Below are 22,251 nucleotides of genomic sequence, written 5' to 3' on the forward strand. Positions count from 1 at the left end.
GGGACGTCACGGCTCGAGGTCGGCCACTCCCTTGCCGGTCACCATGTCGAACGGCACGGACGCCTGGTCATGGGCGATCACCCAGGCACCGTCGGCCTTCCGGAAGCAGAAGGTGGCCCGGACCCACATGCCGTTCGCGGCGACCCCGTTCTTCAGCGTGCCGCTGACCCGGCCGAAACCGTGCCCGACGGCGAGATCCCCGCTCACGGCGACCGCCAGGTCGCGAAGCTCGTAGTCCACCTTGTCGAAGAACGTGAGCACCTTCGCCCAGTTCTCCAGCTTCGCGTCGATCCCCACGTGCTGCAACGGCGGTTCGACGTCGAAGGACACGACGTCCGGCGCGTAGACCCGCCGCAGCGCCGCCAGGTCCTTGGCCCGCAGCCCTTCGATGATCTCGTCGAGCCGTGCCCTGATCGCGGCTTCGGCCGCCTCGCGTGGCGTGCGCAGCGGGGCGAGCGCCGTGCTCCAGGCGACGACGTGGTCCAGCAGCGTGTCCAAGGCGGCGAGCTGGTGGTCGCCCGGCCGGAAGACCGCGCGGTTCTCGAACTCGGTCGCCAGCGGCAGCGTGACCTGCGGGGCCACATCGGCCAGCTGCAGTGCCCCGCAGACCAGCCGCAGCTGTTCGACCGAGCGGGCGCCGCCCACGCCGCCGTACGAGACGAACCCGGCCGCCTTGGTGTTCCACTCGACGTAGACGTGGTCCATGGCGTTCTTGAGCACGCCCGGCACGGAGTGGTTGTACTCCGGGGTGACCAGCACGAACCCGTCGCACGACGCGACGACCGCGGCGAAGGCGCGGGTGCGCTCGTCCTGGTACCCGCCCGAAAAGCCCGGCGGCTCTTCGAGGTGCGGCAGCGGGTGGTCGCGCAGGTCGATCAGCGCGAATCCGGCGTCCCCGCGGTGCGCCGCCCGCTCGTGGACCCACTGGGCGACCTGGTCTCCGACGCGGCCCGGCCGGGTGCTGCCCAGCACGATTCCGATCTTGGTCATCGTTCTCCCCTTCGGGTTGACTCGTTCGACCGGTACGACGAAGCAGCCCACCGGGATGTCAGGACCTGACGTTCGGGGACGCTGTGTCGTCGGAGGACACATGACAACGCCATCGGAACCGGTCGTCGGCGAGCGACGGCACCTGCTCAACCTCGCCTACCGGCTGCTCGGCTCCCTGGCCGAGGCCGAGGACGCCGTCCAGGAGACCTACGCGCGCTGGTACGGCCTCACGCAGGAGCGGCGGGACGCCATCTCCTCGCCCGGCGCCTGGCTGACGACGGTCGCCGGCCGCGTCTGCCTGGACCTGCTCGGTTCGGCGCGGGTCCGGCGCGAGCGGTACGTGGGCGAGTGGCTGCCCGAGCCGCTGCCCGAGCAGACCGGTTCGGTCGCCGACCCCGCGGACCGGATCACCCTGGACGAGTCGGTCACCATGGCCTTCCTCGTCGCGCTCGAAGCGATGACGCCCGCCCAGCGCGTCGCGCTCGTCCTGCACGACGTCTTCGGCTACTCCTTCGCCGAGATCGCGGAAATCACCGGGCGCACCCCGGCGGCGTGCCGCGAGCTGGCGTCGTCGGGCCGCCGCCGGATCCGCTCCGCCCGGCCGGCGGTCCCGGCCACCCGGCAGGACGACCTGGTCAGGGACTTCAAACTGGCCTGGGAAGCGGGCGACATCGACACCCTCGTCGGCCTGCTCGACCCCGGCGCGACCCTCACCGCCGACGGTGGCGGTGTGGTCCGGGCCGCGCTGACCCCGATCGAAGGCAGCGAGCTGGTCGCGCGGTACGTCGTGCACCTCGCCACCGGGGCCGCCGGTGAGCTGGAGCTCGTGGAACGCACGGTCAACGGGCTGCCCGGCCTGCTGCTCCAGCGCGGGAACGACCTCGCGGCCGTGTACGCCTTCGACGTCGCGGACGGCCGGATCACGCGCATCTGGGCGATGCGGAACCCGGAGAAGCTCCGGCCCTGGCTCGGGTGAACACCGAGTAGACAGCGTCTACCTCAGTTTGATAGACAGTGTCTACAAGGTGAACCACGGGTTACGGAGATCGGGATGAGCTACCACCGTTTCGTCGTCATCGGCGACAGCTGCGCCGAAGGCCTCGACGACCCGTACCCCGGGGAAGACCACTACCGGGGCTGGGCCGACTTCGTCGCCGCGCGGCTGGCCGAGGACGAACCGGGCTTCCGCTACGCCAACCTCGCCGTCCGCGGGCGGCGGCTCGACCAGATCGTCCCCGAGCAGGTGCCGGCCGCCGCGCGGCTCGCCCCCGACCTGATCGCCCTCTTCGGCGGCGGCAACGACGTCATGAGCCGCGGCTGGGACGCGCGCACGGTCGCCCGCCGGGTCGACGCCGCCGTCCGCGCCTGCACCGAAATCTCGCCCGCCGTCGTCACGTTCACCCTCAGCGACATCTCCCACCGGATGCCGCTCGGGAGCCGGATGCGGCCGCGGATCGTCGCGCTCAACGACGCCATCCGCGAAGCGGCCGTCAGCTACGGTGCGCAGCTCATCGACCTGTGGCCCGACCAGGCCGTCACCGACTCGCGCTACTTCGGCGCCGACCGCCTCCACCTGTCCGCCCACGGGCACCGCCGGCTCGCCGCCTACGTCCTCGCGCGACTCGGCGTCGACCACGACCCGGCGTGGCTCGAGCCGTTGCCCGGGGTCGCGGCCGGGCACGGCTGGCGCGGCGACGTGCAGTGGCTGCTCCGCGAAGTCCTGCCGGTGGCGGTGACGCGCAGCCGCAACCGGCTGATCGGCCGCCAGCCCGGCGACGGCTTCCTCCCGAAGCGCCCGGACCTGCTCCCCATCACCCTGGACGAGGCGTGGGCACCCGGCAACGCCTGATCACGACGGCGTCGGAACTGCTTGCCGAGGAGGGCGTCGGCGCGGTGACGCTGCGCGGGATCGCCAAGGCCGCCGGGGTCTCGCACGGCGCGCCGCTGCGGCACTTCTCCGGTCGTGCGGAGTTGCTGTCCGCCGTCGCCACCCTGGGTTTCACCGAACTGCTCGAACTCCGGGCGAGCCTGCCGGACGGCGGCCCGCGGGAACGGCTCACCGCCGCCTGCCACGGCTATCTCGGCTTCGCCCTTCGGAAGCCGGCGATGTTCGAGCTGATGTTCCGCCGCGACCTGATCGACCCGGGCGACCCCGCGCTCACCGCCGTCAGCAGCGCGGTCTTCGACGAGTTCGCGGCGCTGGTCGCCGCGGCGGGAACGCACGCGGGCACCGACCCGCGGCTGGTGGCCGCGTCGCTGTGGGCGGCCCTCCATGGCCTCGCCCAGCTGTGGCTGTGGGGCGGGCTGGCCGGGGCGAGCTTCGCGCCGTCACCCGAAGCGGCGCTGGCCGTGACGCTCGACGCGTACCTGCGACACGGTCCCCCCGTCCGGACGACGATCACCTGAACCCATATCGTCAACCCCTGACGCGCACGGTGAACCCCACGCCCGGCCGAGCCGGCCGGCCCGACCAGGAGAGGGGGGCCATGTCCGAGTCAGATCCGCAGCTCGAGCGCATCCGCAAGCTACTGGCCAAGGCCGAGGACCCGGCGGTCACCGAGGCGGAAGCCGAGGCGTACAACCAGAAGGCCGCCGAGCTCGTCGCGCGGTACGGCATCGACCAGGCGATGCTCGCGGCGTCGGGGGCGAGCGCGGACGAGCTCGGCACGCTGAAGATCCCGATGAACGACCCATACAGCCGGGACAAGGCGAGCCTGCTCACCTCGGTCGCGTACCCGCTGCGCTGCCGGACCCTGCTGCACCGCCGAGGCCAGAAGGTCGAAAGCGTCACGGTGTTCGGGTTCCGCTCCGACATCGGCCGGGTGGAGCTGCTGTTCACCAGCCTGCTGCTGCAGGCGGGTACGCAGCTGACCCGCGTCCGGCCGGGCGGTCTCTTCCCCGGCGAGTCGCTGGCCGCCTACCGGCGCACCTGGCTGCACGGCTTCGCCCGCGCGGTGCACGAACGGCTTTCCCGCGCGGAGCAGGAAGCGGTCCGCACGGCGGCGCCGGGCGAACGGTCGGCGGAGCTCGTGGTCCGCGACCGCGCGCAACTGGTGCAGCACGCGTTCGACGCGGAGTACGGCGGCCTGCGCTCGGCCGCGCCCCGGTTGCTGTCCGGCAGCGGCTACTTCGACGGCCACGACGCCGGTTCCCGGGCGAACCTCGACCCGACCGCGCTGACCCGGCGTCCGAAGGCCTTGCGCTGAACGTCGCCCGGATGCCGCTATCCGGGGATTGATCTTTTCGCTTCACTGGGCGCATGCGCGTCGTCGATCTTGCCGGTCGTCCCGATCTCCTCGAACCCGCACTGAACCTCGGCGACGTCGGCGGGCAGTTCATCTACCAGGGTGCCAGCGGCCGGATGATCACCGGTGAGCGGTTCCTGCGGCACTGGGCGCGGTACTTCCTGATCGCGCTGGACGACGACGGCGCGCCGGTCGCCCGCGCCCTGTCGGTTCCGCTGGCGTATCCCGCGCAGGACCGCGCCGAGCTCCCGGACCACGGCTGGGACCAGGCGATCGAGTGGGCGGCGCAGGACGTGATGGACGGCCGCGCGCCGAACGCGTTGTGCGCGCTGGAAGTCGTCATCGCGCCGCACCTGCGGGGCACCGGCCTGTCCGCGCCGATGCTGAAGGCGCTGAAGGCGCGGGCCGCGGAAACGGGCCTGCGCAAGCTGATCGTCTCGGTGCGGCCGATCGGCAAGGAAGCCGAGCCGGCGGTCCCCATGCCGGAGTACGCGGCCCGCCGCCGAGCCGACGGCCTGCTCGCCGACCGCTGGCTGCGCACCCACGAACGGCTGGGCGCCCGCGTGGTCAAGGTGTGCCCGTTCGCGGTGACACTGGCCAGCTCGCTGGCCGACTGGCGCGACTGGACCGGCGTGAAGCTCGAGGACGGCGAGAACTTCATCCCGGGCGGCATCGCCCCGGTGACCGCGTCGGCCGCCTACGACACGGCGACGTACGTCGAGCCGAACGTCTGGATGGAACACCCCATCTGATCTCCGGGATCACCCCGATATCCCCCCGCGCCGGCACCTGCTAACTTTTGTTGGCATGTGGACCGGCGACGAGCTCCTGCGGCAGCTGGGTGCCCTGGGCAACCCGCACCGGCTGCGGATCGTCGCGGCGCTGCGGGCCGAGCGAACCTACGTCAGCAAGCTCGCCCGCGAGCTGCGGATCAGCCGCGCGCTCCTGCAGGTCCACCTGCGCAAGCTCGAAGCCGCCGGCCTGGTCACCGCCAGCTTCGAGGTCGGCGAAGACGGGAAGACGCTGCGGTTCTACGAGCTCACCGCGTTCTCCGTCGTGCTGACGCCGGAGACGATCGCGGCCGCCGTGCCGACGCTGACCACACCGGACTCCGTTCACGGAAACGCGGACGGCGAGGAGGGACGCACATGACTGCGCCGATGGTTACCAATCCGACCACAGCCACGGCCGAATGGCTTCGTGGCAACGGTTACGTGCCGCGCGGGGGTCGGCCTACTTTTGGCCAGATTGGCAACGTGCACCAGTGGCAGGAGATCATCGGCGTGACCGGGGTCTTCGTCCTGATCACCGTCGTGCTGTCGATCGCGATCGTGCAGCTGGCCTCGACCTGGCGCGCCAAGGCGGCGCTCGCCCGCGAAAGCGAATACCGCAGCCTGGCCGAGAAAGCCGTCCGCACGCAGGAAGAAACCGAACGGCAGCTGCGGGACGTCCAGGACCGCCTGCGGTCCATCGAACACGTGCTCAAGGAGGTCGACTGACTGTCCGGCCGACTGTCCGGCCGACTGATGGCCCTGGACCGCCGAGCGGCAACTCGGCGGCCCAGGAGGAAGAAGCAACCACCTCGCCCGAAGGCGAGCTCTCATCGGATCACTCCTCCACGGAAGGACCCTAGTTCATGCTGCCCGCGAAACCCCCGGTGGTCGAACGCGTCACGAACTGGTCGCTGCGGCACCGCGCCGCCGCGATCCTCGGCTGGCTGGCGCTGGTCGCGCTGGCCTGGGCCGTCGGCACGGTCGCCCCCGGCACCGACGCGCGGTCGAGCCCCGCCGGCGACGCCGGGACCGGCCAAGCCGTCCTCGACCGCCAGGCCACCCGCGAGCCGTTCTGGGAGAACGTCCTCGTCCAGCCCTCGTCCCGGGCGGCCACCACCGACCTCGTGACGACATTGACGACGTCGGGCGCGGTCGCGGACGTCAGGTCCCCGCTCGACGACCCCGCCCAGGTGTCCGCGGACGGGCGGTCGGGCCTGGTCACCTTCCGGATCACCGGCACCGGCGCCGAAATCCGGTCACACCTCGCGACGGCGGCCGCGGCCGTCGGCACGGTCGCCGCCCGGCACGCGGGCGTCCGGCTGGCGCAGGCCGGCGACCTCAGCGTGTCGGGTGCGGTCGACCAGAGCATCAAGGAGGACATCAAGCGTTCGGAAACGCGCTCGCTGCCGATCACGGTGCTGATCCTGCTGGTCGTGTTCGGTTCGCTGGTCGCGGCGGCGGTCCCGGTGCTCCTCGCGGGCACCACGGTGTTCGCCGCGTTCGGCTTCCTGTCCGTTGTGGACAATTGGGTTCCGGTCAACAGCGCCACTTCCGCGATCACGCTGCTCATCGGCATGGCGGTCGGCGTCGACTACTCCCTGTTCTTCCTGCGCCGCGCGCGGGAGGAACGCGATCACGGCGTCGAGGAGTCGATCCGGATCGCCGCGCGTACGTCCGGGCACGTGATCGTCGTGTCGGGCCTGACGGTCGTGCTGTGCGTGGCGGGCCTGCTGTTCACCGGCCTCGACAACCTCCGCGGCCTGACCGTCGGCACGGTCCTCGTCGTCGGACCGGCCGTCCTGGCCGCGGTGACGGTGCTGCCGGCGACGCTCTCCCTGCTCGGCCACCGCGTCGACCGCGGCCGGATCCCCTGGCTGGGCAAGCGTCAGTCGCGCTCGAAGTTCTGGGCCGCCGTGGCGGGTGTCGTCACCCGCCGGCCCGCGCTGTGGAGCGGGATCGCCACCGCGGTGCTGGTGCTGCTCACCCTGCCCGCACTGGGAATCCGGTTGCAGGACCCCGCCCCCACCGAGAGCCTGCCCCGCGGCATTCCGGTGATCGACGCGGCCGCGCGCATGCAGGAAGCGTTTCCCGGCGTGACGATGCCCGCGCACGTCGTCCTCTGGAACACCCGCGGCGGGCCGGTCGACACGCCCGCGGTGCGGCAGGCGATCGGTGCGCTCACCACGAAAACCCCGAAACCGGCCGTCGTCGTCCCGGTGGACGGGGCGCTCGTCGTCCGGATCCCGCTCGGCGGCGCCGGCAACGACGAAACGGCGAGCCGTACGCTCACGACGTTGCGCGAAACCCTGCTGCCGCAAACCCTCGGACGGGTCGACGGCGTCGGGTACGCGGTGGCGGGCCGGACCGCCGAAGCGCACGACTTCACCGCGCAGGTGCTCGCCCGGGCACCGCTCGTCTTCGGCTTCATCCTGCTGCTCGCGTTCGTGCTGCTGCTCGTGGTGTTCCGCTCGGTCGCGGTGCCGGTGGTGTCGATCCTGCTCAACCTGCTGTCGGCCGGCGCCGCCTACGGCGTGCTCACGCTCGTGTTCCAGGACGGGTTTCTCGCACCGCTCCTGGGCTTCACGCCCTACGGCGGCGTGCTCGGCTGGCTGCCGATGTTCCTGTTCGTGCTGCTGTTCGGGCTGAGCACCGACTACCACGTGTTCATCCTCAGCCGGATCCGCGAGCGGCGGCTTTCCGGGGTGCCGGCCCGGCAGGCGATCGTCGAAGGCACCGCGCGCAGTTCCGGCGTGGTGACGAGCGCCGCGCTGATCATGACCGGCGTGTTCAGTATCTTCCTGAGCCTCGCGGCGATCGAGTACAAGATGCTCGGCTTCGGCATGGCGTTCGCGGTCCTGCTGGACGCGACGCTCGTGCGTGGCGTGCTGCTGCCGGCCGCGTTGTCGCTCTTCGGCGAACGGCTCTGGCCGGTTGTAGCAACGCTTAAAGATCCCTCCAGGACTTTTCACTTGTCCTGATAGATCAACACGGGCACCGTGGAAGCATGATCGGTGGACGGGGCGCTTCGGCGCGAATGGCTCTCCTGGCCCTGCTGTGGGGCTCGGGTTTTCTGTGGATCAAGCTGGCACTGACCGGGCTGAGCCCCGTCCACCTCACGCTGGTCCGGTGCGCGCTCGGCGCCCTGACGCTGCTCGGGCTGGCGTTCGCGGCCCGGCAGCGGCTGCCGCGGGACCGCGCGACCTGGGCCCGGCTGATCGTCGCCGCGTTCTTCTGCAACGCCCTGCCGTTCGCGCTGTTCGGCATCGGGGAACGCACGGTCGACTCCGGCGTCGCGGGCGTCATGAACGCGACCACCCCGCTGTGGGCGCTCCTGATCGGCGTCGCGCTCGGCACGGAACGACGGCTCAACCCGGCCCGGCTGCTCGGGCTGGCCCTCGGTTTCGGCGGCATCGTGGTGATCTTCGCGCCGTGGCAGCAGTCGGGCCTGCTGAGCGGGGGCGCGCTGGCCCTGCTCGGCGCCGGCCTCAGCTACGCGATCGCCTTCGCTTACATGGCCAGGAAACTGCCGGCGGACGGCGCTCCGCTCGCACTCTCGGCCGCCCAGCTGATGACGGCCACCGCGCTGACCGCCCTCGCGCTGCCGGTCGCGTCCACGGCACCGCACCTGACGTCGACCGCCGTCGTCGCGGTGGCGATCCTCGGCGTCTTCGGCACCGGGATCACGTTCTACCTCAACTACCGGATCCTCGCCGAAGAAGGCCCGACCGCCGCGGCGACCGTCGGCTACCTGCTGCCGGTGGTGTCGGTCGGGCTCGGCGCTCTCTTCCTCGGCGAACCGCTGACGCCCCGGATCGTCGGCGGCATGGCGATCGTGCTGGTCGCGGTCGGCCTGACCCGGTGGCGGGCCAAGGCACCGGCTCAAGCGCCGGCCCAGGTGCCTGCTGAAGTGCCGGTTCAGGTGCCGGCGAACCGCCCGGCCAGCTCGCCCGGCGGCCTCGCGACCCCGAAGTAGTCGCCCGTGGCCAGGTCCGCGCCGGCCGCGCGCCACCAGTCCGCCTGGTCCTCGGTGTGGATGCCGTCGACGACGAGCGTCGCGCCGACCTGCCGGACCAGCGGGACGAGGGCGCCGAGGAACGTCGAGTCCGACCACGCCTGCCATTCGGCGAGCCGCCGGTCGACGCGCACGATGTCCACCGGCAGGTCCTCGATCGCGCGCAGGTCGTCGGGCCCGAGCCCGAAGTCGTCGAGCATGACGTGGACGCCGAGGTCGGCCAGCGCGCTGACGTTCTCCAGCACGCCCGACACCGGCAGCGCGCCGGCCGGGACGCCGAGCATCAGCTGCTCCGGCGGGAGGCCGGTGTCCGCCAGCAGCCGCGTCACACGCGTGCCGAGCGCGTCGTCCGACACCTGGTGCCCGGTCAGGCCGGTGACCATCGGGAAGCCGAACCCCGCGCGCTGGCGCCACCATTCGCCCTGCCGGCTCGCCGCACGCAGCAGCCAGTCCCCGAGCGGCAGCACGAGCCCGGTCGACTCGGCGAGCTCCACGCAGCACTCGTGCGAAAGCGCCGTGTCGGCCGGCCGGTCCCAGTGCAGGCGGGCTTCGAGGCCGGCGGTGGCGCCGTCGGCCAGCCGCGCCATCGGCCGGTACCGCACGCTGATCTCGCCGTGCTCCCACGCCCCGGCCATGCCGACGGCCCGCGCCTGCGTCCGCCGGTCGTGAGCGTCGGCCTCCCGGTCGAACATCTTCCACTGGCCGCGCCGCCGCGCCTTGGCGCGCCGCAGCGTCTGGTCCGCCTGCCGCAGCAGCTCCAGCGGGTCGATGCCCTTCGCGGGCCGGTGCACCACGCCCGCGCTCGCCGACAGCGCGAGCCCGTGCCCGTCGACGAAGAACGGCTCGGCGAGCTCGTCGTTGATCGCGCGCACGATCGTGTCGATGCCGGGCGTCGTCGCGGTGTTCTCGACCAGGATGCCGAACTCGTCGCTGTGGAACCGCGCGATCATGGCCTTCTCCCGGGCCATCACCGCCTTCAGGCGCTGCGCGAAGTGCACCAGCAGCTGCTCGCCGACGCGGCGGCCGAGACTGTTGCAGACCATGCCGAACGCGTCGAGGTCGACGTGGAACAGCGTGACGCCGTACACCGGGTCGGCGCGCCTCAGCGCCGCCTCCAGGTGGGTGCCGAAGTACTGGCGGTTCGGCAGCCCGGTGAGGACGTCGTGCAGGGCCTGGCGGCTCAGCTCGCCCTGCAGCAGCATCAGCTCGGTGCCGTCCTCGACGACGAAGACGAAGTGGCCGGGGCAGTCTTCGGCGTCGCGCAGCAGCGACGCGGTGAGCGAGATGCGGGCGACGTCGCCGTCCTTGCGCAGCAGCCGCTGGGATTGCCGGATCCGGTCCTTGCCGCCGTCGATCAACGCGTCCATCGCCTCGCGGAGCACCTCGAAGGTGTCCGGGTGCACGACATCGGTCAGCAGCGTCCCGGCCAGCTCCCCGTCCGGGTGACCGAGCATCTCGGCCAGCGCCGCGTTCGCCCGCACGATCCGGCCGTCGAGGGCGACGAGCGCGATGCCGCTCGCCGACGACGTCACCACCTCGTCGAAGCGCGCTTCGCTCTGCTTGAGGTTCCACTGGGCGTCCCGCACCGCCTTGAGCAGCGCCAGGTGCATGATCTCCTGCTGGTCGAGGACGCTGCGCTCGTACGCGAGCAGGAACCCGCACGAGAGCGCTCCCAGCGTCAGCACGATGCGCTCGGTGAGCCGTTCCACCGGCTGGAGCTCGGGCAGCGACGGCAGCCCCTTCCCCAGGACGTCGAGCGTGCACCGCAGTCCCCGCTCGCCGACGTAGCCGAGCGCCACCAGCCGCGCGCCGATCCGCTCGGCGGACGTCGTGTCCGCGGAGGCGCCGCGCAGGCTTTCGACCAGCGTGTCGAGCAGGTCGCGCAGTTCCCGGTCGAGCTCTTCCCGGTTCAGCGAAACGACTGTCACGCCGCTGAGCAGGTAGGCCCATTTCCGGGCGAGCACGGTGCGCGCGCGTTCCGCGTCGGGAGGCGTGGGCTCTTCCGGCCGTTTGTCGATCATCGGCATGCGCTGCCCGCTCAGCTCGTCCGGCCGATTCCGGCGTAAACCAGCGTGTTCATCGCGGCCGCGCCGGCGATATCGGCCGGCCCGGACGGCCGCCATTCGCCGCAGCCGACCAAACCCGGTTCGATGAGTTCGAATCCCGCGAAAAGCGCGGAAACCTGGGCGTGCGTCCGCAGGGTCACCTGATCGGGACTCCGGCTCTCTTTGATCACTTCGGTCGCTTCTTCGAGGTTTTCGCCCTGGTGGTCGCCGGTGACGTGGGTCAACGCGAAGAAACTGCCGGGCGCCAGCGCCGCGCGGTACCGGCCGACCAGTTCCAGCGGCCCGGATTCGTCCGGGACCCAGTGCAACATCAACAGCATCAGCAGGCCCAGTGGCTCGTCGAGGTCGATCAGCTCGCGGACCTGCGGCGAATCGAGGATCTTCTCCGGATCCCGCATGTCGGCCTGCACGATCGCCGCGCGGTCGTTGCCCGCGAGCATCAGTTCGCTGTGCGCGACCGCCACCGGGTCGCGGTCGACGTACACCACCCGGCAGTCCGGGTCCTGCGCCTGGGCGACCTCGTGCACGTTCGCCACTGTCGGGATGCCGGAACCGATGTCGAGGAACTGCCGGATCCCCTGCCCGGTCATGAACCGCACCGCGCGTCCGAGGAACGCGCGGCTCACGCGCGCGGAGTCGCGCAGGCCGGGCATCACGCGTTCGATCTCCTCACCGACCGCGCGGTCGACGGCGAAGTTGTGACCGCCGCCGAGCATGAAGTCGTAAGTGCGAGCGATGCTCGGCACGGAGATATCGACACCCGGCGGCACCCATTCCGGTGATCGTGTCACGAAGAACACCTTCTCAGTATGTCCGACCGGATGTCGGACCGGAAAGAGCTTAGCGATTCCCCGAGGATCGGCTACTGCGCCATCTGCGTGAGGCCACACCACCCGATCGGGCACTGTCCCGTTCGCCCGGACGCGCCTACCGTAGACCGTCTCCTGGGGAATCCACACATTGGCTCGAACGAATGGCTCAATCGAGGAGTTCGCATGAGCGTCCCGGTCGCGCCGGGCCGGTGGCCTTTTCTCGGGCACACCCCGGCACTGCTGCGGCAACGCTTCGCGTTCACCGACTCATTGCGCGAGCACGGCGAGATCGTGAAACTCCATCTCGGTCCGGCGCCCGTCTACTTCGTCGCGAGCCCGCGGCTGGTCCACGAAGTGCTGGTCACCGCGGGCCCGAAGTTCCGCAAGGGCGCCATGTTCGACAAGTTCCGGCCGTTCGTCGGAAATGGCTTGGTGCTTTCGAACGGGGACTTCCACCTGCGGCAGCGACGGCTGATGCAGCCGGCGTTCCACCGCGACCGCCTGGTCGCCTACGCGGAGATCATGCGGCGCGCGGCGGCCGGCCTGAGCGGCAGCTGGCGAGCCGGTGAAGTGCGGATGATCGAAGAGGACATGCAGAGTCTCGCGGTGACGATCGTCGGCGAGGCCCTGTTCTCCACGGACCTGGGCAAAGAAGCGATCGCCGAAGCCCGTCGTTCGATTTTCGTGATCATCCAGCAGGGAATGATCCGCGCGTTGTCCCCGAAGTTCGTCGAAAAGCTACCGGTTCCCGGAAACCGGCGGTTCGACGAGGCCATCGCGCGGATGCAGGGAATCGTGGTCGAGGTGATCCGCGACTGGCGGCGCGAAAGCACCGACCGCGGCGACCTGCTTTCGATGTTGCTGCTGGCCGGCATGACCGACGAGCAGGCGCGGGACGAGGTGCTCACCCTGCTCACGGCCGGCATCGAGACGACCGCGCTCGCGCTGGCCTGGACGTTCCACGAGCTCGGCAGGCACCCGGAGGTGGAAGCGCGGGTGCACGCCGAAGTCGACGAGGTGCTGGGCGGCCGCCCGGTCACCGTCGACGACCTCCCCCGGCTGACCTACGTCCGGCAGGTGGTCGACGAGGTGCTGCGGCTGTACCCGCTCTGGATGCTGATGCGCCGCACTCTCACCGACGTCGACCTCGGCGGGGCGCGTCTCCCGGAGGGCGCCGAGGTGATCGTCAGCCCGCACGCGCTGCACCACGACCCCGCGTCGTTCGCCGACCCGGACCGGTTCGATCCCGGCCGCTGGGCGCCGGAGCGGGCCGCCGACGTGCCGAAGGGCGCGTTCGTCCCGTTCGGGGCGGGCACCCGGCAGTGCATCGGGAACCGCTTCGCCCAGAACGAAATCGTCATCACGGTGGCCACGGTGGCCGCGCGGTGGCGGCTGGTCCCGGTTCCGGGCCGGCCGGTACGCGTGAAGTTCACCTCCGCCGCCTACCCCGAAAGCCTGCCGATGACGGCAGTCCCCCGCTAGCTGGAGGTCGTTCTCCGTGTCCCCCCTACGTTTTTGTGCTGCCGTTTTCCTGTTGCTGGCCACGCTTTTCCTGCCTGCTCCGGCCGCCGCGGCCACGACGTGCGAAGACCTGTCCGTCCCGGTCACGGTGGCCCTGCTCCCGCAGACGATGCACGGCCGCCTGTGCGCCCCGCCCGGAGCGTCGACGGTGGCGGTCCTGATTCCGGGCGGCACGTACAACGCGTCCTATTGGGACATCGGCTACACGCCGGAGATCCGGTCGTTCCGCCTGGCGATGAACCAGGCGGGCCTGGCGACCCTGGCACTGGACCGCCTGGGCACGGGCAGCAGTTCGAAGCCGTTGAGCACGCTGCTGAGCGCGTCGGTCCAGGCGACGGCGGCGCACCAGGTGATCCAGTCGGTGCGTTCCCGGTTCGCGAAAGTGGTCGTCGGCGGCCACTCGATCGGAGCGGCGATGGCGATGATCGAGGCGGGCCGCTACCGCGACGTCGACGGCGTGCTGGTCACGGGCATGACGCACCGGATGAACCTGGTCTCGGTGATCCCGACGCTGGCCCAGATGATGCCGGCCCCGCTGGACCCGGCGCTCCCCGGACGCGACGCAGGCTACTTGACCACCAACCCGGGCACGCGCTACACGGCGTTCCACACACCGGGTCCGTACGACGCCGCCGCGCTCGCGTACGACGAGTCCACAAAGGACGTCTTCGCGGCAACCGAGGCGGTGGACAGCCTCACGCTGACGACGGTGGTCGATCCGGCGTCCCAGCAGATCACGGCCCCGGCCCTGCTGGTGGTCGGCAACGACCCGAACTTCTGCGGAACCCTGGGCAGCGACTGCTCATCCCCGCAAGCCCTGCGCGTGTCGGAGGCCCCGTTCTTCGGCACGGCGAACCTGCAGACCTACATCCTGAACGGCTACGGCCACGCGATCAACTACGCCCCCAACGCCCCGACGTACTTCGGAGTGGTGGCCAACTGGCTGAAAACCCTGTGATGATCGCCCACCGATCAGCCGGCTGGTGGACAACTTCATGACACTTTGCCCGCGTTTCTCGTCAGTTCAGCCGCCCGTGTACTACAAACGGCCCAGGCACGAGACCACGGGGAGAGCGCATGCGGGTCGTGGCGGTCATGAACTACAAGGGCGGCGTGGGAAAGACGACTCTGACCGCGAACCTCGGTGCGGTCGCGGCCGGCCGCGGCCTGCGGGTTCTCCTGCTCGACCTCGACCCACAGACCAACCTGACCTTCTCCTTCTTCTCGATCGACGACTGGCACGAGCAACTCGCGGACAACCGCACGATCAAGCAGTGGTACGGCGGCGAAATGCCCGGCAGGGACGTCCCGCTGCCCGGCCTCGTGGTGTCACCGGGGCGAGTCAACCGGGCCCTCGCCGGCACCGGGGGACGGCTCGACCTGATCGCCTCCCACCTCGGGCTCATCGACATAGATCTCGAACTCGCCGCGCTGCTGGGCGGCACGACCACCCTTGACGGGTCGAAGCGGAGGTTCCTGGACCTGCACGGTTGCCTGCGGCAAGCGCTGGCGGACGACCACTTCGCCGAGTACGACCTGGTCCTCATCGACTGCGCACCGAATTTCGGCCTGGTCACCAAGACGGCGATCGTCGCGAGCGAGCAGATCCTCGTCCCGGCCAAGGCGGACTACCTGTCCACCTTGGGACTGGAGTACCTGGTGGGCAACTGCGCCGGTCTGGTCCAGCAGTTCAACGACTTCGTCAACCACAACGGCGGAACCCGGGAACACCGCCCGATCGACCCCGGCATGCTCGGTGTGGTCTTCACCATGGTGCAGATCTATTCACAGGACGTCACCACCGCCCAGCGCGCCTACATCGAGGAAGTCCGCCTGAACTCCAAGGTTCCCGTGCTGCAGAGCAGGATCCGCAACAGCCCCCACCACTTCGGCGACGCCGGCGAGACCGGCGTACCGGCGATGCTGCGCGCCAACAGCCGGGACAAGGTCGTCCGGGAATTCGATCAGCTCGCCGGCGAGGTGCTGACCGCGCTCGAGCTGACGCCGGGTGCCCCGCGGTGAGTGACCTGAAGAGTTTCGTCGCCCTGCAGGCCCAGGTGTGGGAGTTCCTCGACCGGCAGGACGACGCCACACTGCGGAGGATTGCCGGCGGGGCGGCGCAGCTGATGGTGCTGAGCGCGGTCGAACAGGCGGTGCGAGCCCTGCCGGACATATCGTCGCCACCAGAACGACGAAACTACTTGCAAACCGCCGACCTCCTCGTGAGCGATCTGAGGAAGATCGCCGGAGAGCTGCACTATCGCAACTACAGCAAACTTACGAAGCCGAAGCTCATCGACTTGCTTGCCGACCAGGCCGCGATCCCGACCGACGTGCCCGCAGCCGAACCGAAGCGTCCTGCACCAGCGCCTCCCACACCGGTGGCCGAAGACTCCGTGGCCGAACCGCCCGCCACCGTCCCGGTGACGACGGGACCCGATGCCGACGCGGCAGCGATCGCCGCCCGCCTGCGCGAGATCGACACCGAGGAAGAGGGCGCCGAATATCTCGAGGCGCAGCACCTGGACCGGGACAGCCTGCTCGCCGTCGCGACCGAACTGCAGCTCACCCGCATGGACCGCCTGAGCCAGAAGGAGCTGAGGAGGCGGATCCTCAAGCAGGCGATCGGTGCCCGCCGCAAGTTCGCCGGTCTGCGGAAGTGGTGAGTCCCGTGAGCGCGCGAACCGACGAGACCGGCGGCCGCTCGATGTACCTGATCGGCGGTCGCCGCGTCACCGTCTCGGACCTGCTCGAGGCGGGCCTGGTCAAGGCCGGCGCGAAGCTCAGGTTCAAGCGGAAGCGCATCGGTGCCACCTTCGACGCGACCGTGACCGACGAGGGGCGGATCCGCCTCGAACCCGACGGCGAGGAGTTCCGCTCGCCTTCGCGAGCGGCCATGGTGGCGGCGGAAATGCGAGCGGTCGACGGATGGCGAGCGTGGGTGGTGGTCGACGAGGGCCGGTTGCTCGATTCGGTGCGCCAGGAGTTTCTCGACCGGGCGATCGCCGGCGCGACGGCCACGGTCGACCGGAAATCCGGGGACCAGGATCGGCAGCGCGTCCACGAACGCCTGCGGCGAGCGCGTGAACGCGCCGACGAGCACAATCCCGAGCGGATCTCCGTCCGCGCCCTCCTGGCGCTCTGGGAAGCGACCGATCGCGGCGACAAGATCGGCCAGATCGAGGCGGACCTGGCGAACCACGGCCTGGTGACCTCGCCGAGCTTCCGCGCGGTCACCCTCGACACGGTGGTTTCCCTGACCACGCCGTCCGAGGAGGGGCCGCCCGTGATCGACGATGTCCCCGTCGGCAAGGACGACGAGGGGGGCGATGACCTGAACGTCCGCCTGACGGTGGGAAACGTGTCTCCACTCGATGGTGTGGAGTCGGTCAGCCCGAACAGCACGCTCCATGAAGCGGTCACGAAGATGCTTCTCAACGAGTTCTCGCAGCTCGCTGTCCTGAACGGTCCCCGCAACCTGCGGGGTGCCGTGACCTGGCGCTCGATCGCCCAGGCAATGCACCAGAAATCGGACGCGACGGTCGCCGACGCGATCGACACCCGCGTGGAACTGGTCGCGTACGACCGGGACCTCTTCGAAGTCCTTCCCCTGCTGCAGCAACACGAATTCGTCTTCGTACTGGACGAGAGCAGAATCGTGAAGGGCATTGTCACCACCTCGGACGTGGCCCGGCGCTACGGCGAGATGGCCACCCCGTTCTTCCAGGTGGGCGAGCTGGACCAGACTCTGCGCTGGATCTTGGGCCGCTCCTTCGACATTCCGGCCATCCAGCCGATGTGCAGCAGGACGGTCGAGAGCTTCGACGACCTGACCTTCGGCGACTACCAAAGCATCCTCGGAAACCGGGACGTCTGGGACAAGCTGGGCTGGCCGCTGGACCGCCAGGTCTTCATCGCCCGGCTGGAGAAGATCCGCCACATCCGCAACAAAGTCATGCACTTCCACCCGGACCCGATACCGGAAGACTCCATCACCAAGCTACGGAGCTTCAACAGCCTGCTCCACCAATACCGCGATCCTGCCTGACACGGCGCTTTCCCTTGTCACGCCTGAGGAGGGAGCGACCGCGGCAGCCCGAACGGTGACAGCATGCTGTTCTCGAACCGGGTCATGGCGCTGATCCGGTCGCCCGCAAGGGTCACGACGTACAGGCCGGTCCCGTGGCGGACGCCGTTGGGAGCGATCAGGTAGGCCCCGAACGCCGGCTGCCCGTTGGCGCGGGTCGGTACCAGGGCGAACCTCCGGCCCGCGTCGAAGATGGCGCCGCAGAAGCGGCCGACGACGTCCCGGCCCTGGTATTCCAGTGGCAGCGGTGGCATGGACATGAAGACGTCGTCGGTCAGCAGGGCCACCAGCGCGTCGACGTCGGCGGTTTCCCAGGCGTGCACGAAGCCCGCCACGATCGCGTTCTCGGTCGGCGAGGCCGTGGCGGGCGGCGGTTCGTGGCCGGCGGACGGCGGCTGGTTGCGCTGCAGGGTCGCCCGTGCCCGCTTGAGTGCGCTCTTCACCGAGTCGAGAGTCGTGTCGAGCATGCCGGCCACCTCGCTCGCCGGGAAGCCGAGGACGTCACGCAGGATGAGGACGGCGAGCTGGCGAGGCGGCAGGGCCTGCAGTGCGGTGACGAAGGCCAGCGAGATGGATTCGGTCTGCTCGTAGCGGGCCTCCGGGCCGAGCGGCACCTGGATCGCGCCGTCGAGCAGGGTGTCCGGATAGGGTTCGAGCCAGACGACCTCGCCGAGCCGGGTCGGCTCGGGCGGTTCCACGCCGGGGATGTCCCACGCCGTGGCCGGACGCCGGGCGGCCGAGCGCAGCGTGCTCAGGCACCGGTTGGTGGCGATCCGGTAGAGCCAGGTGCGGAGCGAGGCGCGGCCGTCGAACCCGCTGAGTCCTCGCCAGGCCGCCACCACGGTGTCCTGGAGCGCGTCCTCGGCGTCCTGGAACGAGCCGAGCATCCGGTAGCAGTGCACCTGCAGCTCACGGCGGTGCGGCTCGGTCAGTGCCTGGAACGCGTCGTCGTCCCCGGCGCGCGCCCTGCTGATCAAATCTGCCCTCGAGGACTCCACGGCGGCCACCTCTCTTCCCGCTGTACCGACGTCGGCGGCGGACCGAAGGGGGCGGTCCCCGGCCGACCCCTTTTCCGCTCTCGCGGCGTCCCTATCACCGGCTGTCGAGAAAGCGAAGGAGAACCGCCATGGGAAAGATCGTGATCAGCGAGACCGTATCGCTCGACGGGGTGTTCCAGGACCCGGTGGGTGCCGGGGGCTTCCGGTTCGCCGGCTGGTTCGACCAGCTCACGGGTGCGGACCGCGAGGCGTGGGCCAAGGTCGAGTTCGAGGAGGCGATGGGCGCGGAAGCGTTGCTGATGGGCCGCCGGACCTACGAGTGGCTCGTCGCGCGAGGCTGGGCGTCCCGGAGCGGCGACTGGCCGGACCGGCTGCGCGCGCTGCCCAAGTACGTCGTGTCGTCGACGCTGGAAGATCCCGCGTGGGCCAATTCGACGGTCCTCAGGGGCGACGTCATGGACGAAGTCGCGGAGCTGAAGAAGCAGGTGGACGGGGAGATCGTCGTCTACGGCAGCGGGCAGCTCGTGCTTCCGCTGATCGAGCACGACCTGTTCGACGAGCTGCGGCTGATGATCTGCCCGTTCGCGCTCGGCGAGGGCGAACGACTGATCGGGCGGATCGGTGACCGGAAATCCCTGCGCCTGGCCGCCGGGCGCACCGTCGGGGACAGCCTCGTCTGCCTCACCTACCAGCCCGGCGCTTCGGCCTGATCGATTCCTTTGCGCGGTGGCGGCGGTCTACCTGCTCGACGATGCAGCCCGCCGAGAGAGAGCAGATCGCCGTGAGCATTCCCGCCACCATGCGCGCCCTGGAGCAGACTTCGCTGCGGGGTCCGCAGGACATGCGTTTGATCCTCGACGCGCCGGTGCCGGCCCCGGGTCCGGGCGAAGTCCTGATCCGGGTCGCCGCCGCCGGCGTCAACTTCGCCGACATCTCGAAGGCCCACGGCACGTTCCGGGACGGACCGCGCCCACCGTATCCGGCGGGGTTCGAGGCCGTCGGCGACGTCGTGGCGTGCGGTGAGTCGGTGACGGCCCCGCGGCTCGGGGATCGCGTGGCCGGCGTCGGATCCGGGGCGTTCGCTGACTACCTGGTCCTGCCGGCGGCCGCCGCGACGCCGGTGCCGGCCGGCTGGAGCGCCGAGCAGGCGCTCGGCCTGGTCGTGAACTGGCCCACCGCGCTGGCCGCGCTCAAGCCCCTGGGCCGCGTCGCCGCCGGAGAGACCGTGCTGGTCCACGCCGCGGCGGGAGCGACGGGGCAGGCCGCGGTGACGATGGCCAAGCACTACGGCGCGACGGTCATCGGCACGGCGTCGCCGGGCAAGCACGAGACGGTGCTGGCGCTGGGCGCCGACCACGTGCTGGACTCCCGCGGCGACGACCTCGCCGCCGAGGTGCGGCGGCTGACCGGCGGCGCCGGCGCCGACCTGGTGCTGGAGTCGGCGGGCGGCGCCACCTTCGAGGCGAGCCTGGCCGCGGCCAAGCGGGTCACCGGCCGGGTCGTCGTCTACGGGCTGGCGGGCGGCGAAGCCCCGGTCACCAACTGGGAACTGGTGTACCGGCACCAGGTCCACGTCATCGGGCTCAACATCGGCGTGCTGATCCAGGCCGCACCGCGGGTCTTCGGCGAGCTCATGGGCGAGCTGTCCGCGCTCGTCGCCGCGGGCGTGCTCACCCCGGCCCGCCCCACGACCTACGACCTGGCCGACGGCCCGAAGGCCCTCGCGGAGCTGGAAGCCAGGGCGACCGTCGGCAAACTGGCCCTGCGGCCGTGACGGTGAACCGTGCTACCTGGTCGTGATGCCGGACGGGACGACATGGCCGCGGCCGCGGATGCCCGCTGACCTGCGTTTCGATTCCTTCTCACCGACGTCCTGGTCGTACTGGTGACCGGCGGCGAAGGAGCAGAGCATGGCAAGCAGGCAATCCGCGGCGGCGGACCACCGGGCCGCGATCGCGCATCCGGCCGACCGGCCGCGGCCTAGGCTCGCGGCATGACGGCGCACGTACGGGAGACGGCGGACCGGAACCGGTTCACGGCCGAGACCGAGCGGTTCCGCCGTGAGCTGCTGGCGCACTGCTACCGCATGGCCGGCTCGGCGCACGACGCCGAAGACCTGGTCCAGGAAACGTACCTGCGGGCTTGGCGGTCTTACGCGGGCTTCGAGGGCCGTGCGTCGATCCGGTCCTGGCTCTACAAGATCGCCACCAACGTCTGCCTGACGGCGGCGCTGCCGCGCCCGATCCGGGTCCTGCCGTCGGGGCTGGCCGGTCCGGACGACGGACCAGACCGTCCACCGAGCCAGGCCGCACCGGGCGAGGTCTCGTGGCTGGAACCGTTCCCGGCCGCCTGGATCACCCCGGCCACCGAAGACCCGGCCGCGACGGCGGTAGCACGCGAGTCGCTCCGGCTGGCGCTCATCGCGAGTCTGCAGCACCTGCCCGCCCGCCAGCGAGCGATCCTGATCCTGCGCGAGGTGCTGGCGTTCTCAGCGCCCGAAACGGCGAAAATCCTCGGCACGACAACGGCGGCGGTGAAGAGCGGGCTGCAACGCGCCCGAGCCCGGCTGGACGAGCTGGAACCGCAGCCCGGTGAACTGCTCGAACCAACCGACGAGCGAGCACGCGCGCTGCTGGCCGGCTACATCACCGCATTCGAACACTCGGACGCGAGCCTGCTGGAAAAAGTGCTCCGCACCGACGCCACCCTGGAAGCAACACCATTCCGCAATTGGTATGCGGGCAAGCCGAACTGCCTGTACCTGCTCGCCGCACACGTCATGGGCGCCCCGGGCGAATGGCGAATGATCGCCACGGAAGCCAACGGCCAACCAGCCGCAGCCGTGTACCACCGCGACAACGACGGCAAGCTCCAGGCGCACGGCATCGTCGTGCTGACCCCGACAGCCACAGGCGTCGCCCGCGTGACGGAATTCCACAATCCGGCGCTGGTGGTCCTGTTCGGATTCCCGAACCTGCTCACCGGCTGACCCGAAAGGCGCAAAGGGATCGACGCGTTTCGCGGCGCATCCTGACTCCACCCCGCTGAGCCGCGGGCTCGTGCCTGATCGCTGGTTTTCCCGTGGCCTGGGCCGCCGGTCATACTGGGTCGGTGATGACTGGGCCTCTGATAGCCGGACTGGACGACTCCGGCAACGGTTCGGCGCGACGACGGCGCGTCGACCCCGAACGCCGCGCCCAGCTGCTCAAGGACCTCGAAGAACTCGTGCTCGCCGAGGGCTTCATGGCGCTGAGCATGGACGATCTGGCGCATCGGCTGCACTGCTCGAAGGCGACGCTCTACAGCGTGGCCGGGAACAAGGAACAGCTGGTCGTGGCCTTGACGAAGGGGTTCTTCCGGCAGGCGACCGAGCAGATCGAGCAGGCCGTGGCCGACGTGGCCGACCCGAGGCTGCGCATCCCGGCCTACCTGTCCGGGGTCGGCCGGGCGATGAGCCGGTGTTCGACCCAGTACTACGCCGACATGATCGGGCTCCGGTCGACCGCTGCCGTCTACCGGACGAATTCCGCGGCGGCGGCCCGGCGCGTCCAGGAGCTGATCGCCGACGGCGTCAAGGAGGGAGCGCTGCGGTCGATCGACGGCACCTTCGCCGGACAGCTCGTGGCACTGGCCATCGAAGGCGTGCAGTCCGGCGTGCTCTTGAGCGGCGGCCTCAGCGCGGGCGAGGCGTACACCGAAATGGCGGATCTCCTGCTGCACGGGCTCAGCGCACCCCAGGCATGAGCG

General features: G+C 70.5%; 22 protein-coding genes. 18 read left to right on the forward strand and 4 right to left on the reverse strand.

Going from position 1 to position 22,251, the window contains the following annotated elements; translation table 11 throughout:
- Positions 1-6: 6 nt before the first annotated feature.
- Positions 7-990 carry an NAD(P)H-dependent oxidoreductase gene (locus A3CE_RS0117540; protein ID WP_020641410.1) on the reverse strand — a complete coding sequence of 328 codons (984 nt, stop codon included), beginning with the start codon at positions 988-990 and terminating at the stop codon, positions 7-9.
- A 100-nt stretch (positions 991-1,090) separates the two neighbouring features.
- On the opposite strand from A3CE_RS0117540, the gene sigJ reads away from it, so the two are divergent.
- The 9 genes from sigJ to A3CE_RS0117585 all read left to right on the forward strand — a co-directional run bounded on the left by sigJ (position 1,091) and on the right by A3CE_RS0117585 (position 8,981).
- Positions 1,091-1,966, forward strand: coding sequence for an RNA polymerase sigma factor SigJ (sigJ, locus tag A3CE_RS0117545; protein WP_020641411.1), 876 nt, complete (start codon positions 1,091-1,093; stop codon positions 1,964-1,966).
- 75 nt (positions 1,967-2,041) lie between these two features.
- A complete protein-coding gene (locus A3CE_RS0117550; RefSeq protein ID WP_020641412.1) occupies positions 2,042-2,839 on the forward strand; it encodes an SGNH/GDSL hydrolase family protein in 798 nt (265 codons plus the stop codon).
- The gene (locus tag A3CE_RS0117555; RefSeq protein WP_020641413.1) at positions 2,818-3,396 is read left to right on the forward strand and encodes a TetR/AcrR family transcriptional regulator; all 579 of its coding nucleotides are present in this window, start codon (positions 2,818-2,820) and stop codon (positions 3,394-3,396) included. The genes A3CE_RS0117550 and A3CE_RS0117555 overlap by 22 nt, the downstream gene beginning before the upstream one ends.
- Before the next feature lie 80 nt (positions 3,397-3,476).
- A complete protein-coding gene (locus A3CE_RS0117560; protein ID WP_020641414.1) occupies positions 3,477-4,196 on the forward strand; it encodes a DUF2786 domain-containing protein in 720 nt (239 codons plus the stop codon).
- Between the two features lie 53 nt (positions 4,197-4,249).
- Complete coding sequence (locus tag A3CE_RS0117565; protein ID WP_020641415.1) at positions 4,250-4,987, forward strand: hypothetical protein; 738 nt, start codon at positions 4,250-4,252, stop codon at positions 4,985-4,987.
- Between the two features lie 55 nt (positions 4,988-5,042).
- A complete protein-coding gene (locus tag A3CE_RS0117570; protein ID WP_020641416.1) occupies positions 5,043-5,387 on the forward strand; it encodes an ArsR/SmtB family transcription factor in 345 nt (114 codons plus the stop codon).
- A 104-nt stretch (positions 5,388-5,491) separates the two neighbouring features.
- The gene (locus A3CE_RS0117575; RefSeq protein WP_020641417.1) at positions 5,492-5,734 is read left to right on the forward strand and encodes a hypothetical protein; all 243 of its coding nucleotides are present in this window, start codon (positions 5,492-5,494) and stop codon (positions 5,732-5,734) included.
- Positions 5,735-5,871: 137 nt separating this feature from the next.
- Positions 5,872-7,986 carry an MMPL family transporter gene (locus tag A3CE_RS0117580; protein ID WP_020641418.1) on the forward strand — a complete coding sequence of 705 codons (2,115 nt, stop codon included), beginning with the start codon at positions 5,872-5,874 and terminating at the stop codon, positions 7,984-7,986.
- Between the two features lie 26 nt (positions 7,987-8,012).
- The gene (locus tag A3CE_RS0117585; RefSeq protein WP_026468590.1) at positions 8,013-8,981 is read left to right on the forward strand and encodes a DMT family transporter; all 969 of its coding nucleotides are present in this window, start codon (positions 8,013-8,015) and stop codon (positions 8,979-8,981) included.
- On the opposite strand, the gene A3CE_RS0117590 is transcribed toward A3CE_RS0117585, so the two are convergent.
- Positions 8,924-11,041 carry a putative bifunctional diguanylate cyclase/phosphodiesterase gene (locus A3CE_RS0117590; protein WP_245589544.1) on the reverse strand — a complete coding sequence of 706 codons (2,118 nt, stop codon included), beginning with the start codon at positions 11,039-11,041 and terminating at the stop codon, positions 8,924-8,926. The two genes, A3CE_RS0117585 and A3CE_RS0117590, sit on opposite strands and share 58 nt — an antisense overlap.
- Positions 11,042-11,058: 17 nt before the next feature.
- A complete protein-coding gene (locus tag A3CE_RS0117595; RefSeq protein ID WP_026468591.1) occupies positions 11,059-11,877 on the reverse strand; it encodes an SAM-dependent methyltransferase in 819 nt (272 codons plus the stop codon).
- 204 nt (positions 11,878-12,081) lie between these two features.
- Here A3CE_RS0117595 and A3CE_RS0117600 point away from each other — a divergent pair, with 204 nt between their 5' ends.
- The 5 genes from A3CE_RS0117600 to A3CE_RS0117620 all read left to right on the forward strand — a co-directional run bounded on the left by A3CE_RS0117600 (position 12,082) and on the right by A3CE_RS0117620 (position 17,467).
- Positions 12,082-13,380: a cytochrome P450 gene (locus A3CE_RS0117600; RefSeq protein WP_020641422.1), complete on the forward strand. Its 1,299-nt coding sequence runs from the start codon at positions 12,082-12,084 to the stop codon at positions 13,378-13,380.
- Between the two features lie 52 nt (positions 13,381-13,432).
- The gene (locus A3CE_RS0117605; RefSeq protein WP_020641423.1) at positions 13,433-14,377 is read left to right on the forward strand and encodes an alpha/beta fold hydrolase; all 945 of its coding nucleotides are present in this window, start codon (positions 13,433-13,435) and stop codon (positions 14,375-14,377) included.
- A gap of 119 nt (positions 14,378-14,496) precedes the next feature.
- Positions 14,497-15,441, forward strand: a complete 945-nt coding sequence (locus A3CE_RS0117610; RefSeq protein ID WP_020641424.1) for a ParA family protein — start codon at positions 14,497-14,499, stop codon at positions 15,439-15,441.
- Positions 15,438-16,085 carry a hypothetical protein gene (locus A3CE_RS0117615; protein ID WP_020641425.1) on the forward strand — a complete coding sequence of 216 codons (648 nt, stop codon included), beginning with the start codon at positions 15,438-15,440 and terminating at the stop codon, positions 16,083-16,085. Before A3CE_RS0117610 ends, A3CE_RS0117615 begins: the two co-directional genes overlap by 4 nt.
- A gap of 41 nt (positions 16,086-16,126) precedes the next feature.
- A complete protein-coding gene (locus A3CE_RS0117620; RefSeq protein WP_043792385.1) occupies positions 16,127-17,467 on the forward strand; it encodes a CBS domain-containing anti-phage protein in 1,341 nt (446 codons plus the stop codon).
- A gap of 17 nt (positions 17,468-17,484) precedes the next feature.
- Here the strand turns inward: A3CE_RS0117620 and A3CE_RS0117625 are convergent, their stop codons facing one another.
- Positions 17,485-18,504 (reverse strand): sigma-70 family RNA polymerase sigma factor, encoded by a 1,020-nt coding sequence (locus A3CE_RS0117625; protein WP_043792391.1) that lies wholly within the window; start codon positions 18,502-18,504, stop codon positions 17,485-17,487.
- Positions 18,505-18,632: 128 nt separating this feature from the next.
- Between A3CE_RS0117625 and A3CE_RS0117630 the strand changes: the two genes are divergently transcribed.
- From A3CE_RS0117630 to A3CE_RS0117650, 4 genes are all read left to right on the forward strand, one after another.
- A complete protein-coding gene (locus A3CE_RS0117630; RefSeq protein ID WP_020641428.1) occupies positions 18,633-19,214 on the forward strand; it encodes a dihydrofolate reductase family protein in 582 nt (193 codons plus the stop codon).
- 71 nt (positions 19,215-19,285) lie between these two features.
- The gene (locus tag A3CE_RS0117635; RefSeq protein WP_026468593.1) at positions 19,286-20,278 is read left to right on the forward strand and encodes a zinc-binding dehydrogenase; all 993 of its coding nucleotides are present in this window, start codon (positions 19,286-19,288) and stop codon (positions 20,276-20,278) included.
- 219 nt (positions 20,279-20,497) lie between these two features.
- Positions 20,498-21,493 carry a sigma-70 family RNA polymerase sigma factor gene (locus tag A3CE_RS0117645; protein WP_020641431.1) on the forward strand — a complete coding sequence of 332 codons (996 nt, stop codon included), beginning with the start codon at positions 20,498-20,500 and terminating at the stop codon, positions 21,491-21,493.
- A gap of 125 nt (positions 21,494-21,618) precedes the next feature.
- Positions 21,619-22,248: a TetR/AcrR family transcriptional regulator gene (locus A3CE_RS0117650; protein WP_020641432.1), complete on the forward strand. Its 630-nt coding sequence runs from the start codon at positions 21,619-21,621 to the stop codon at positions 22,246-22,248.
- Positions 22,249-22,251: the final 3 nt, after the last annotated feature.

This window comes from Amycolatopsis balhimycina FH 1894, assembly GCF_000384295.1.
In the GTDB taxonomy this organism is placed as follows: domain Bacteria; phylum Actinomycetota; class Actinomycetes; order Mycobacteriales; family Pseudonocardiaceae; genus Amycolatopsis; species Amycolatopsis balhimycina.

Coding starts and splice junctions, on each gene's coding strand:
- A3CE_RS0117610 (WP_020641424.1), top strand. CDS start 14,497: ATGCGGGTCGTGGCGGTCATGAACTACAAGGGCGGCGTGGGAAAGACG.
- A3CE_RS0117650 (WP_020641432.1), top strand. CDS start 21,619: ATGACTGGGCCTCTGATAGCCGGACTGGACGACTCCGGCAACGGTTCG.
- A3CE_RS0117560 (WP_020641414.1), top strand. CDS start 3,477: ATGTCCGAGTCAGATCCGCAGCTCGAGCGCATCCGCAAGCTACTGGCC.
- A3CE_RS0117590 (WP_245589544.1), bottom strand. CDS start 11,041: ATGATCGACAAACGGCCGGAAGAGCCCACGCCTCCCGACGCGGAACGC.
- sigJ (WP_020641411.1), top strand. CDS start 1,091: ATGACAACGCCATCGGAACCGGTCGTCGGCGAGCGACGGCACCTGCTC.
- A3CE_RS0117565 (WP_020641415.1), top strand. CDS start 4,250: ATGCGCGTCGTCGATCTTGCCGGTCGTCCCGATCTCCTCGAACCCGCA.
- A3CE_RS0117580 (WP_020641418.1), top strand. CDS start 5,872: ATGCTGCCCGCGAAACCCCCGGTGGTCGAACGCGTCACGAACTGGTCG.
- A3CE_RS0117600 (WP_020641422.1), top strand. CDS start 12,082: ATGAGCGTCCCGGTCGCGCCGGGCCGGTGGCCTTTTCTCGGGCACACC.
- A3CE_RS0117630 (WP_020641428.1), top strand. CDS start 18,633: ATGGGAAAGATCGTGATCAGCGAGACCGTATCGCTCGACGGGGTGTTC.
- A3CE_RS0117570 (WP_020641416.1), top strand. CDS start 5,043: ATGTGGACCGGCGACGAGCTCCTGCGGCAGCTGGGTGCCCTGGGCAAC.
- A3CE_RS0117550 (WP_020641412.1), top strand. CDS start 2,042: ATGAGCTACCACCGTTTCGTCGTCATCGGCGACAGCTGCGCCGAAGGC.
- A3CE_RS0117540 (WP_020641410.1), bottom strand. CDS start 990: ATGACCAAGATCGGAATCGTGCTGGGCAGCACCCGGCCGGGCCGCGTC.
- A3CE_RS0117645 (WP_020641431.1), top strand. CDS start 20,498: ATGACGGCGCACGTACGGGAGACGGCGGACCGGAACCGGTTCACGGCC.
- A3CE_RS0117585 (WP_026468590.1), top strand. CDS start 8,013: ATGATCGGTGGACGGGGCGCTTCGGCGCGAATGGCTCTCCTGGCCCTG.
- A3CE_RS0117620 (WP_043792385.1), top strand. CDS start 16,127: ATGTACCTGATCGGCGGTCGCCGCGTCACCGTCTCGGACCTGCTCGAG.